Genomic DNA, 11,435 nt, shown 5'->3' with positions numbered 1-11,435 from the left:
GGGGTTTGCGACTACCAGCGGTAGTGCGCGAAGGCCTTGTTGGACTCGGCCATCTTGTGCGTGTCCTCACGCTTCTTGACCGAGGCGCCGAGACCGTTCGAGGCGTCCAGCAGCTCGTTCATGAGGCGCTCGGTCATGGTCTTCTCGCGACGGGCGCGGGAGTAACCGACCAGCCAGCGCAGCGCCAGCGTGGAGGCGCGGCCGGGCTTGACCTCGACCGGCACCTGGTAGGTGGCGCCACCGACACGGCGGGACTTGACCTCGAGAGCCGGCTTGACGTTCTCGAGGGCGCGCTTGAGCGTGATGACCGGGTCCTGGCCGGTCTTGTCGCGCAGGCCCTCCATGGCGCCGTACACGATGCGCTCGGCGGTGGAGCGCTTGCCGTGCAGCAGGATCTTGTTGATCAGCGAGGTGACAAGAGGAGAACCGTAAACCGGGTCGATGATGACCGGGCGCTTCGGGGCGGGGCCCTTACGAGGCATTCTTACTTCTCCTTCTTGGCGCCGTAGCGGCTGCGAGCCTGCTTGCGGTTCTTGACGCCCTGGGTGTCGAGCGAGCCACGGATGATCTTGTAGCGAACGCCCGGCAGGTCCTTCACACGGCCACCGCGGACGAGCACGATGGAGTGCTCCTGCAGGTTGTGGCCCTCACCCGGAATGTAAGCGGTGACCTCGATGCCGGAGGTCAGACGCACACGCGCGACCTTACGGAGGGCCGAGTTCGGCTTCTTCGGGGTGGTCGTGAACACGCGCGTGCAGACGCCACGGCGCTGGGGCGAACCCTCGAGTGCGGGCGTCTTGTTCTTCTCGACCTTGTCCTGCCGGCCCTTCCGGACCAGCTGCTGGATCGTAGGCACCGTTTCTCCGGTTTCTGTGTGCCGATCACGATAAAACTAACCTGGAACGTAGCTCCGACCCACGCGGTCGGGCGTGTCGAATACTGCAGACCTCCGCCGCATGGCGGATCGCGCAGATTTCGGTGTCTCCCGGCGGTACGGAAACCGCCCGGTTCCGGGCCTCCCGTGCGGTCTGACGGCACGCACAAGAGCCCAGGGACACCCCAGGCACAAGGTCAGAGCGTACCTACAGCATGAGCTGCGGTCAAAACAAATGCGCACGCGCAGGACACCCCGATGTGCGGCATAAGTCGCAGATCATGGGGCCTCGCCCGGTCCGGCGCGACGCGGGCCCCGCTCCTGCGGTACGGGCCGGGCGGGCGTCAGCGGCCGGCGGCCGCGCCCCGGTAGGCGGCGCGCGGGTCACCCGACCGCGCTCCGCTGACCGTGAGGATCATTTCCGCCATCTCGACGAACTGACGCCGGTGGCTCTCGGGAATGCCGAGCAGGCCGGCCGCCTCCGCCGGGGTGACCCGCTCGCCGCCGGCGGACCCGCCGGCGCCGGACGCCGCCCCGGGCAGCGGCAGGTCCTCGGCGGCGACCCGCCCCGACTTGATCAACATGTCGCGCAGGCCGACGCCCAGCACGCGCGCCAGCGCGCGCATGGTGTCCAGGTCCGGCAGGCTCTGCCGCTGCAGCAGCCGGGTCACCGCCGCCCGGTGCACCCCGGCGTCCTCCGCGAGGCGCGACCTGCCGCCGCCGCGCGGGCTGTCGATGTCGTATCCGCGGTCCCGCATGAGGTCTTCGACCCAGCTCGCGAACCGCTCCACGTCCGAGCTCTTCTCGCCCATCACACGCTCCCTCCAGAGCGAAACCCTACCGTCCGTTCGCGCGCGCAATAACCAGAATGAGGTGCGCACGCGCAACTTGGCCAGGCGAACGCCCATAAGAGCCGGTCGGGACTGGGTACAGGGGTGCGGAATCCCCCCATCCGGGGCCTTTGCTGTTCACTTCGCGGACGTTCGCGTTCTAGAGACGTCTCTCCAAAATCTGATCCATTTTGTTGCGCGTTCGCACGCATCATCGCTAGTGTTCATTGCGCAGCCGCAACAAACCTCCCTCCCGTCCCGCCTGCCACGGCTGCCGAGCACCGCACCCTTCCGCACCGCACCCTCCGCACCGCGTCCTCCACACCGTCCGCGCCCGACAGGGAGCCGTCCCGCATGCCATCCGCCCCTGCCACCGCCTGGCGCGACCTCGCCGCCTGCGCGGGACTGCCCGACCACGTCGTCTTCGCCCGCCGCCCCGAGACCGCACTGCCCGCCCTGCGGGCGTGCGCCGGCTGCCCGGTACGGCACCCCTGCCTGGAGGTCGTCGACCCGCGGGCGAGTTGGTTCGACGGGGTCTGCGCAGGGCGCCTGTGGCGCAACGGCCGGGAGGTGCGGACACCCACCGACGTCCGGACCACCATTCGAGTGAAGGAGCAGCAGCCATGACCCCTCGACCCGACCGTGCCGCCGTATGGCTGGGCATCCTGCTCCGCCAGTTCCCCGAGCTGGTCCGCGAGCTGGCCCCCAGCCGCGCCGCGCGCCCCTCCCCCGCCGGGCGTACGCGCTCCGCCTCCCCCTCCGCACCGATCCGCCTCTTCGTCTCGGACACCCTTCGCGACATCACCGACGGCGTCGTCGAACTGGAGGAAGCCGTGTGCGAGCGGCTGCGCGTGCCGAAGCCGCCGCGCGGCTCCGTCGAACAGCGGCTGACCCGCCTGATCGCCCTGCTGGACCGCATCGGCGCCCACCCCGACCCCGCCCTCGCCGAGCATGTGCGCAGCGAGGCGCGGCGCATGGCGCGGCGCTGCTCGCTCGCGCTCGGCGACGCCGAGACGCCCGTCCGGGTGCACGGCCGCTGCCTGCACTGCGACTCCGTCTCCCTGCGCGTCTTCCCGCACCGCGAGACCGTCCTGTGCGTCAACCCGGGATGCCGTTGCGCCGACGCGCAGTGCCGCTGTCACACCGACGGCGGACACCGGCACGCATGGGTGCGGGCCGAATGGCAGCAGCTGGCCGACGCCGTCGAGACGGACCTGGCCGAACTGACCGCCGCACAGGACGAACCCGACGGGGAAGGAACCGCCCGATGACGACACTGGTCACCGCCGCCCTGGCCGCCCAGGAGGTCGCGGTCGTCCCCGACACCATCCGCAAGTGGGTGCAGCTGGGGCACCTCGCTCCGGCCGGCCGCAGGGGCCGGGCCCACCTCTTCCGCCTGGAGGACGTCTTCGCGGCCGAGCGGGCCACCCGCCGGGCGCACGAGCGGCGCAGAGGCGACTGAGGCCCTGCATCCCGGCGCCCGGTCGCCCCGACACGCCGGCACTCCGACAACCCCGCCGCCCCGGCACCCGACAACCCCATCACCCGGCCCGCAAGCCGGCACAGCCGCATAACGATGCAGCCCCCGCAACCGGTACACCGGTTGCGGGGGCTCACGCGCACTGCCCGGGGATGCCGGCGTCTCAGGCGTCCCTCCCGTCGGGGGTGTCGTGCCCCTTCCCCCACACCGGCATCCGGTAGACCTGTGCGCCGGCGGCCGCGGCCTTGCCGTCGACCGACTCTGCGGCCTCGACGGCTTCCTGCCATCCGCTGACGAATCCCCTGACCTGGGCCTCGTCGACGGCCTTGGCGGCCACCTTGCCGACGACCGAGGTGAGGGCCCGGGCGACCTCGTCGGTGAAGACGCCGGCCTGCCCCGACTCGGCGGCCACTTCCACCGTTGCGGACACGACGTCCGCGAAGTGCTGACCGTAGGCATTCACCGCGCGCCGCTCCCGGCGGCCACGAGGTGTTTGTCCATGCCACCCACGTGTGTTTCCCGTCGACTCATATGCCCCTCCGTGAATCCCCCCACGGCATCTGTCGCGAGATACCCAGGAGTGTGCGCGATGCCCCTCAACCTATCCCCTCCGCCTGACACTCAGTAGCGGTCCGCGACAAAGGGAAACCCATGGGAAACGCGGCCCCGAGCCGGGCGGACGTTGCGAACGAACAACCTCTAGTTGCGCTCGCGCTCGATCTCGTTCACCATAGATGCAGCGGCGGAGCTGTGCCCACAACTCGGGTACGGCCTCCGCCGCTTCGCGTCGGGTGAACACTGCCCGGCAGCAGCCAGGCGAACGGCCCCGTCCCCCTCCCGAGGGGGACGGGGCCGTTCGCATATCCGTCACCACCCCGTGGAGGGTGTATTTCCCGATGGCCAATACCGCATCGGCCTTGCTGAAAGAGGCCGCAACCCATATCGGGTACAAGGAGGGGCCGAACAACGACAACATGTTCGGCCGCTGGTACGGAATGAACGGCCAGCCCTGGTGCGCGATGTTCGTCTCGTACTGCGCCGCGAAGTCGGACAACGCCGACATCGTCCCCCGCTACTCGTACTGCCCTGAGGGCGTCTCCTGGTTCAAGTCGCGCGACCTGTGGTCACGCACACCGTCGGTCGGCGCGATCGTGTTCTACGGAACCGAGGGCCAGGACCACACCGAGATAGTCGAGTCCTTCACGGACTCCGAAATCACCACCATCGGCGGCAACACCAACAACGACGGCTCGTCCAACGGTGACGGCGTCTACCGCCGCCACATCAGCCGCAGCAGCACCCGTATCTACGGATACGGCCACCCCAACTACAAGCCTGAAGAGGACCCTGACATGCCGAAGCGCGTGAGCCTTGCCCGTAAGTCCGAGCTGGCCCTGAAGCGGAACACCCCGACCCAGATCCCCTTCCTCGACGAGTACTCCGACGGCGGCGACCAGCACCCCGACAAGGGCGGCCCGGCCTTCATCGCCAGCAACGCCGACTACATCGCCACCGCCGCGGCCACCCTCGCCGACGTCGCCTCCGGCACCACCATCCAGACCCGCTTCCTGGAGATCGACTCCAAGGGCGCCACGGTGAAGGAGGGCCCCATCGAGGAGCACCTCGCCACCGGCGGCAACACCTACATCTCCCAGACCCGCTCCGGCGCCGTCTGCGACCCCGGCAACCGCGTCGTATGGACCATCGAGCTCATCAACGGCCCGACCGACGGCAAGGTCACCTACGCCGAGGTCCAGGCCAACTACTGGCCGCGATAAGGCTCTTCCGGACATCTGAGCCGGACCATTTCTGACGGGGGTGCCCCGCATGCCGTTCGCGGCTGCGGGGCACCCCCGTTTTCTCCATTCATCCTTCGGAAAGGACGCATCGACATGGTCGCCTACACCGACCTCCTGCCGTACAAGCTCACCTTCACGCAGATCCCCTGGAGCATCGACGCCGACCAGCGCAAGAATGCCCAGGCCATTCTCGAAGAGGCGCTCAAAGCCGGCCTCGGTTACCGCGGCGGCGTCATCGGCGTCGCCACATCGATGCAGGAGTCGGCACTCAAGAACATCGGATACGGGGACGAGACGAGCGTCGGCCTCTTCCAACAGCAGAAGTGGTGGGGCACCTTCGAGCAGCGGATGGATCCGCACTGGGCCTCGGCCAAGTTCTTCTCGGTGATGAAGAGCGACTGCCCGCCGAAGTTCGGCCCGAACTACCTCACCTCGACCCAGCTCTACGAGGTCGCCCAGGAGGTGCAGCGCAGCGGGTTCCCCACCTACTACGCCAAGCACGAGGAGGCCGCGGCCCGGCTCGTCGCCGACCTGGTCAACTCCGGTATCGGTGACGAGTCGCCGAAGCGCGTGAGCCTCGCCCGCAAGTCCGAGCTGGCCCTGAAGCGGAACACCCCGACCCAGATCCCCTTCGACGCCGAGTACTCCGACGGCGGCGACCAGCACCCCGACAAGGGCGGCCCGGCCTTCATCGCCAGCAACGCCGACTACATCGCCACCGCCGCGGCCACCCTCGCCGACGTCGCCTCCGGCACCACCATCCAGACCCGCTTCCTGGAGATCGACTCCAAGGGCGCCACGGTGAAGGAGGGCCCCATCGAGGAGCACCTCGCCACCGGCGGCAACACCTACATCTCCCAGACCCGCTCCGGCGCCGTCTGCGACCCCGGCAACCGCGTCGTATGGACCATCGAACTCGTCAACGGCCCGACCGACGGCAAGGTCACCTACGCCGAGGTCCAGGCCAACTACTGGCCCCGGTGACAAGGAGTTCCTGCCCATGGCCACTCCCCTGACCGCCGACCGGTTCGTCGACGCGCTCCGCGCGGAGGGTGTCGACGTCGTCGAGACCGACGACTGGCGCGAGCACAACCGCAACCACAAGGGCGCCTGGGGGCCGGTGCACGGTGTGATCATCCATCACACGGTCACCTCGGGCACCGCTTCCTCCGTCGCGCTCTGCCACGACGGCTACGAGGAGCTGCCCGGCCCGCTGTGCCACGGCGTCATCGACAAGTCCGGCACCGTCCACCTGGTCGGCAACGGCCGGGCGAACCACGCGGGCACCGGTGACGGCGCCGTGCTGGCGGCCGTCGTCGACGAGACGCCGCTGCCCGCCCCGACCGCCGACGACACCGACGGCAACGCCCGCTTCTACGGCTTCGAGTGCATCAACCTCGGGGACGGCGAGGACCCCTGGCCCGCCGAGCAGCTGGCGGCCATCGAGCGCGTCGCCGCCGCGCTGTGCCGCGCGCACGGCTGGGGCGCCGGGTCGGTGATCGGCCACAAGGAGTGGACGAGCACCAAGGTCGACCCCGTCGGCTTCGCGATGGCCGACCTGCGCGACCGGGTGGCCGCCCGCCTCGGCGGCTCCCCGGCCGGTCCGAAGCGTGCGGACCCGGGCACCGCCTGCGAGCCCTTCCCCGGTGAGGCGTTCTTCCGCGGCGCGCCCGACTCGCCCGTCGTCACGGCCATGGGCCGGCGCCTGGTCGAGGAGGGCTGCTCGGCGTACTCCCAGGGGCCCGGCGACCGGTGGACGGACGCGGACCGGCAGTCGTACGCCCGCTGGCAGCGCAAGCTCGGCTTCGCGGGTGCGGACGCCGACGGATGGCCGGGGCGGGTCTCCTGGGACGCGCTGAAGGTCCCGCGCGTGTCCTGACCACCTCACAGAAAGGATCACCGTGTCCGACGCCACCCGGCGGATGCTCCGCACCGTTCTGCAGACCGCCGTGGCCCTCGCGCTCGCCCTGCCCGCGATCGTCGACGCCTCCGGCATCCCGGCAAGCCTGCCGTGGGTGGCCGGGGCGCTGGCCGTCGCCGGCGGGCTCGCCCGTGTCATGGCCCTGCCCGCCGTCCAGGCCCTGCTGCCGGCCTGGCTGCGCACCGGGCCGCCCGCAGGCCGCGGCACCGACGACTCCCGGGGCCGCCCATGAGGGACGCGCACACCCCCACCGGCGAGGCGTCCGCCGTGGCCGTCGAGCTGGAGCGGCTGCGCGGCACGATGGAGGCCGGCTTCGCCCGGGTCGACGGGTCGCTCGCGCTGCTCGTCCAGCGCAGTGACCAGACGGACAAGCAGCTCGCCGATCACGAGGCCCGCCTCGACGCCCTGGAGCGCACCCGCTGGCCGCTCACGAGCGTGGCGGCCCTGGCCGCGGTCGGCGGGGTCGTCGTGGCCGCCTTCCAGCTGACCGTTCGGTGAGCGGAACGCCGCAGGGCGGCCACCCCCGAAGGGGTGACCGCCCTGTGCGCGATCAGCTGCTCGCCTACTGGTTGTACGGACCGTAGTCGTAGTCCTCCAGCGGAACGGCCTGGCCGGAGCCGGTGCCGAAGGGCGAGTAGTCGATGTCGTCGTAACCGACGGCCGAGTACATCGCGGCCTTGGCCTCCTCGGTGGGCTCCACCCGGATGTTGCGGTAACGGGACAGGCCCGTACCGGCCGGGATGAGCTTACCGATGATGACGTTCTCCTTGAGGCCGATGAGGCTGTCGGACTTGGCGTTGATCGCCGCATCCGTCAGGACTCGGGTCGTCTCCTGGAAGGAGGCGGCCGACAGCCAGGACTCCGTCGCCAGCGAGGCCTTGGTGATACCCATCAGCTGCGGACGGCCGGAGGCGGGGTGACCGCCCTCGGTGACCACACGACGGTTCTCGGACTCGAAGCGCGAGCGCTCCACGAGCTCGCCCGGCAGCAGCTCGGCGTCGCCGGACTCGATGATCGTCACGCGGCGGAGCATCTGCCGGATGATGATCTCGATGTGCTTGTCGTGGATCGACACGCCCTGCGAGTTGTAGACCTTCTGGACTTCCGCGACCAGGTGGACCTGGACGGCCCGCTGACCGAGGATGCGCAGCACGTCGTGCGGGTTGGTGGCACCCACGGTGAGCTTCTGGCCCACCTCGACGTGGTCGCCCTCGCCCACCAGCAGACGGGCTCGCTTGGAGATCGCGTAGGCGGTCTCGTCGGAGCCGTCGTCCGGGGTGACGACGATCTTCTTGGTCTTCTCGGTCTCCTCGATACGGACGCGGCCGGCCGCCTCCGAGATCGGGGCGACACCCTTGGGCGTACGAGCCTCGAAGAGCTCGACGACACGGGGCAGACCCTGGGTGATGTCGTCACCGGCCACACCACCGGTGTGGAAGGTACGCATCGTCAGCTGGGTACCGGGCTCACCGATGGACTGGGCGGCGATGATGCCGACGGCCTCGCCGATGTCCACCAGCTTGCCGGTCGCCAGGGAGCGGCCGTAGCAGAAGGCGCAGGTGCCGACGGCGGACTCGCAGGTGAGGACCGAGCGGGTCTTGACCGTCTCCACGCCGTGCTGGATCAGCTGGTCGATGAGCACGTCACCGAGGTCGACGTTGGCCGGCGCGATGACCTTGCCGTCGACGACGACGTCCTCGGCCAGCATGCGGGCGTAGACGCTCGTCTCGACGTCGTCGGCCTTGCGCAGGACGCCGGCCTCGTCGCGAACGCCGATCACCAGCTTGAGGCCACGGTCGGTGCCGCAGTCCTCCTCGCGGATGATCACGTCCTGGGAGACGTCGACCAGACGACGGGTGAGGTAACCCGAGTCGGCGGTACGCAGAGCGGTGTCCGCGAGACCCTTACGGGCACCGTGGGTGGAGATGAAGTACTCCAGCACGGACAGACCCTCACGGAACGACGCCTTAATGGGTCGCGGAATGGTCTCGTTCTTCGCGTTCGACACCAGACCACGCATACCGGCGATCTGCCGCATCTGCATCATGTTTCCTCGGGCACCCGAGTCAACCATCATGAAGATGGGGTTCGTCTTGGGGAAGTTCGCGTTCATCGCCTCGGCGACCTCGTTGGTCGCCTTGGTCCAGATCGCGATGAGCTCCTGCGTGCGCTCGTCCTTGGTGATCAGACCGCGCTCGTACTGCTTCTGGACCTTCTCGTCCTGGGCCTCGTAACCCGCGACGATCTCCTTCTTGGCCTCGGGGACCACGACGTCGGAGATGGCCACGGTGACGCCGGAACGGGTCGCCCAGTAGAAGCCGGCCGCCTTCAGGTTGTCGAGCGTCGCCGCCACGATGACCTTGGGGTAGCGCTCGGCGAGGTCGTTGACGATCTCGGAGAGCTGCTTCTTGCCGACCGAGTAGTCGACGAACGGGTAGTCCTCGGGCAGCAGCTCGTTGAAGAGCGCGCGGCCCAGCGTGGTGCGCAGGCGGAAGCTGTCGCCCTGCTGCCACGTGGTCTCGCCGTTCTCGTCGGCGGCCGGGGTCCAGCCGCGCGGCGGGACGGTGCCGATCGGGAAGCGGATGTCGACCTTCGCCTGGAGCGAGAGCTCCCGGGCGTCGAACGCCATGATCGCCTCGGCGACGGACGCGAAGGACCGGCCCTCGCCGATGACCTCGCGCTCCTCCTCGTCGGTGGTGAGGAAGAACAGACCGAGCACCATGTCCTGGGTCGGCATGGTGACCGGACGGCCGTCGGCCGGCTTGAGGATGTTGTTCGAGGACAGCATCAGGATGCGGGCCTCGGCCTGCGCCTCCGCGGAGAGCGGCAGGTGGACGGCCATCTGGTCACCGTCGAAGTCCGCGTTGAACGCGGTGCACACGAGCGGGTGGATCTGGATGGCCTTGCCCTCGACCAGCTGCGGCTCGAAGGCCTGGATGCCGAGGCGGTGCAGCGTGGGCGCACGGTTCAGCAGCACCGGGTGCTCGGCGATGACCTCTTCGAGGACGTCGTACACCACGGTGCGGCCGCGCTCGACCATGCGCTTGGCCGACTTGATGTTCTGCGCGTGGTTCAGGTCGACCAGGCGCTTCATCACGAACGGCTTGAAGAGCTCCAGCGCCATGGCCTTGGGCAGACCGCACTGGTGCAGCTTCAGCTGCGGACCGACGACGATGACGGAACGGGCCGAGTAGTCGACGCGCTTGCCGAGCAGGTTCTGACGGAAGCGACCCTGCTTGCCCTTGAGCATGTCGGACAGCGACTTCAGCGGACGGTTGCCGGGGCCCGTGACCGGGCGACCACGACGGCCGTTGTCGAAGAGCGCGTCGACGGCCTCCTGAAGCATGCGCTTCTCGTTGTTCACGATGATCTCGGGCGCGCCGAGGTCAAGGAGTCGCTTGAGGCGGTTGTTGCGGTTGATGACGCGGCGGTACAGGTCGTTCAGGTCGGAGGTCGCGAAGCGGCCACCGTCCAGCTGCACCATCGGACGCAGGTCCGGCGGGATCACCGGGATGCAGTCCAGCACCATGCCGCTGGGGCTGTTGCGGGTCTGCAGGAAGGCGGAGACGACCTTGAGGCGCTTGAGCGCACGGGTCTTCTTCTGGCCCTTGCCGGTACGGATGATCTCGCGGAGGCGCTCGGCCTCCTCGTCGAGGTCGAAGGACTCCAGGCGCTTCTGCAGCGCGGCGGCGCCCATCGCACCCATGAAGTAGGTGCCGAAGCGGTCGCGCAGCTCGCGGTAGAGCAGCTCGTCGCCCTCGAGGTCCTGGACCTTGAGGTTCTTGAAGCGGTTCCAGACCTCGTCGAGACGGTCGATCTCGCGCTGCGCACGGTCGCGCAGCTGCTTCATCTCACGCTCGGCGCCCTCGCGCACCTTGCGGCGCACGTCGGCCTTGGCGCCCTCGGCCTCCAGCTCGGCCAGGTCGGACTCGAGCTTCTTGGCGCGGGCCTCCAGGTCGGCGTCGCGGCGCTGCTCGATCTGCTGACGCTCGACGGAGACGTGGGCCTCCAGCGACGGCAGGTCGCGCGTGCGGCGCTCCTCGTCCACCCACGTGATCATGTAGGCGGCGAAGTAGATGACCTTCTCGAGGTCCTTGGGAGCCAGGTCCAGCAGGTAGCCCAGGCGCGACGGGACGCCCTTGAAGTACCAGATGTGGGTGACGGGGGCGGCAAGCTCGATGTGGCCCATCCGCTCACGGCGCACCTTGGCGCGGGTGACCTCGACACCACAGCGCTCACAGATGATGCCCTTGAAGCGGACACGCTTGTACTTGCCGCAGTAGCACTCCCAGTCCCGGGTGGGGCCGAAGATCTTCTCGCAGAAGAGCCCGTCCTTTTCCGGCTTCAGGGTGCGGTAGTTGATGGTCTCCGGCTTCTTGACCTCGCCGTGGGACCAGGTTCGGATGTCGTCCGCGGTCGCCAGGCCGATCCGCAGCTCGTCGAAGAAGTTGACGTCGAGCACTTTGTCGTCAATCCCTCTTTCAGGGTTCGTGCGCCCTCCCGCCGGAGCGGGACATGGGCTCTACATCAG

At 69.1% G+C, this 11,435-nt stretch carries 13 protein-coding genes; 8 read left to right on the top strand and 5 right to left on the bottom strand.

Annotated features, from left to right (window positions below; translation table 11 throughout):
* Positions 1-11: 11 nt before the first annotated feature.
* The 3 genes from rpsG to AC27L3_RS13835 form a co-directional block, all read right to left on the bottom strand.
* The gene (gene rpsG, locus AC27L3_RS13845; protein ID WP_365965725.1) at positions 12-482 is read right to left on the bottom strand and encodes a 30S ribosomal protein S7; all 471 of its coding nucleotides are present in this window, start codon (positions 480-482) and stop codon (positions 12-14) included.
* 2 nt (positions 483-484) lie between these two features.
* On the bottom strand, positions 485-856 hold the full coding sequence (gene rpsL, locus AC27L3_RS13840; RefSeq protein ID WP_003948652.1) for a 30S ribosomal protein S12: 372 nt from the start codon (positions 854-856) through the stop codon (positions 485-487).
* 362 nt (positions 857-1,218) lie between these two features.
* Complete coding sequence (locus tag AC27L3_RS13835; RefSeq protein ID WP_487234324.1) at positions 1,219-1,686, bottom strand: helix-turn-helix domain-containing protein; 468 nt, start codon at positions 1,684-1,686, stop codon at positions 1,219-1,221.
* A gap of 372 nt (positions 1,687-2,058) precedes the next feature.
* Between AC27L3_RS13835 and AC27L3_RS13830 the strand changes: the two genes are divergently transcribed.
* From AC27L3_RS13830 to AC27L3_RS13820, 3 genes are read left to right on the top strand one after another with little or no spacing between them, the layout of a single operon-like run.
* Positions 2,059-2,331, top strand: a complete 273-nt coding sequence (locus AC27L3_RS13830) for a WhiB family transcriptional regulator (protein WP_487234323.1) — start codon at positions 2,059-2,061, stop codon at positions 2,329-2,331.
* A complete protein-coding gene (locus AC27L3_RS13825; protein ID WP_487234322.1) occupies positions 2,328-2,975 on the top strand; it encodes a hypothetical protein in 648 nt (215 codons plus the stop codon). Before AC27L3_RS13830 ends, AC27L3_RS13825 begins: the two co-directional genes overlap by 4 nt.
* Positions 2,972-3,166: a hypothetical protein gene (locus AC27L3_RS13820; protein ID WP_487234321.1), complete on the top strand. Its 195-nt coding sequence runs from the start codon at positions 2,972-2,974 to the stop codon at positions 3,164-3,166. Before AC27L3_RS13825 ends, AC27L3_RS13820 begins: the two co-directional genes overlap by 4 nt.
* Before the next feature lie 181 nt (positions 3,167-3,347).
* Here AC27L3_RS13820 and AC27L3_RS13815 read toward each other — a convergent pair whose 3' ends face one another.
* Positions 3,348-3,647 carry a hypothetical protein gene (locus AC27L3_RS13815; RefSeq protein WP_487234320.1) on the bottom strand — a complete coding sequence of 100 codons (300 nt, stop codon included), beginning with the start codon at positions 3,645-3,647 and terminating at the stop codon, positions 3,348-3,350.
* Between the two features lie 433 nt (positions 3,648-4,080).
* Here AC27L3_RS13815 and AC27L3_RS13810 point away from each other — a divergent pair, with 433 nt between their 5' ends.
* The 5 genes from AC27L3_RS13810 to AC27L3_RS13790 all read left to right on the top strand — a co-directional run bounded on the left by AC27L3_RS13810 (position 4,081) and on the right by AC27L3_RS13790 (position 7,402).
* Entirely contained in the window at positions 4,081-4,962 is an 882-nt protein-coding gene (locus AC27L3_RS13810; protein ID WP_487234319.1) for a CHAP domain-containing protein, read from the top strand.
* A 114-nt stretch (positions 4,963-5,076) separates the two neighbouring features.
* On the top strand, positions 5,077-5,967 hold the full coding sequence (locus AC27L3_RS13805) for a hypothetical protein (RefSeq protein WP_487234318.1): 891 nt from the start codon (positions 5,077-5,079) through the stop codon (positions 5,965-5,967).
* A gap of 16 nt (positions 5,968-5,983) precedes the next feature.
* The gene (locus AC27L3_RS13800; RefSeq protein ID WP_487234317.1) at positions 5,984-6,862 is read left to right on the top strand and encodes a peptidoglycan-binding protein; all 879 of its coding nucleotides are present in this window, start codon (positions 5,984-5,986) and stop codon (positions 6,860-6,862) included.
* Between the two features lie 22 nt (positions 6,863-6,884).
* Positions 6,885-7,136, top strand: coding sequence for a hypothetical protein (locus AC27L3_RS13795; RefSeq protein ID WP_487234316.1), 252 nt, complete (start codon positions 6,885-6,887; stop codon positions 7,134-7,136).
* The gene (locus AC27L3_RS13790; protein ID WP_487234315.1) at positions 7,133-7,402 is read left to right on the top strand and encodes a hypothetical protein; all 270 of its coding nucleotides are present in this window, start codon (positions 7,133-7,135) and stop codon (positions 7,400-7,402) included. The genes AC27L3_RS13795 and AC27L3_RS13790 overlap by 4 nt, the downstream gene beginning before the upstream one ends.
* A gap of 64 nt (positions 7,403-7,466) precedes the next feature.
* On the opposite strand, the gene AC27L3_RS13785 is transcribed toward AC27L3_RS13790, so the two are convergent.
* Positions 7,467-11,366, bottom strand: coding sequence for a DNA-directed RNA polymerase subunit beta' (locus AC27L3_RS13785; RefSeq protein WP_365965726.1), 3,900 nt, complete (start codon positions 11,364-11,366; stop codon positions 7,467-7,469).
* Between the last annotated feature and the right edge of the window lie 69 nt (positions 11,367-11,435).

It is taken from the genome of Streptomyces sp. PKA51 (assembly GCF_057552455.1).
Note: the sequence above shows the minus strand (reverse complement) of the source record. Positions and strands in the feature narration are given on the sequence as shown.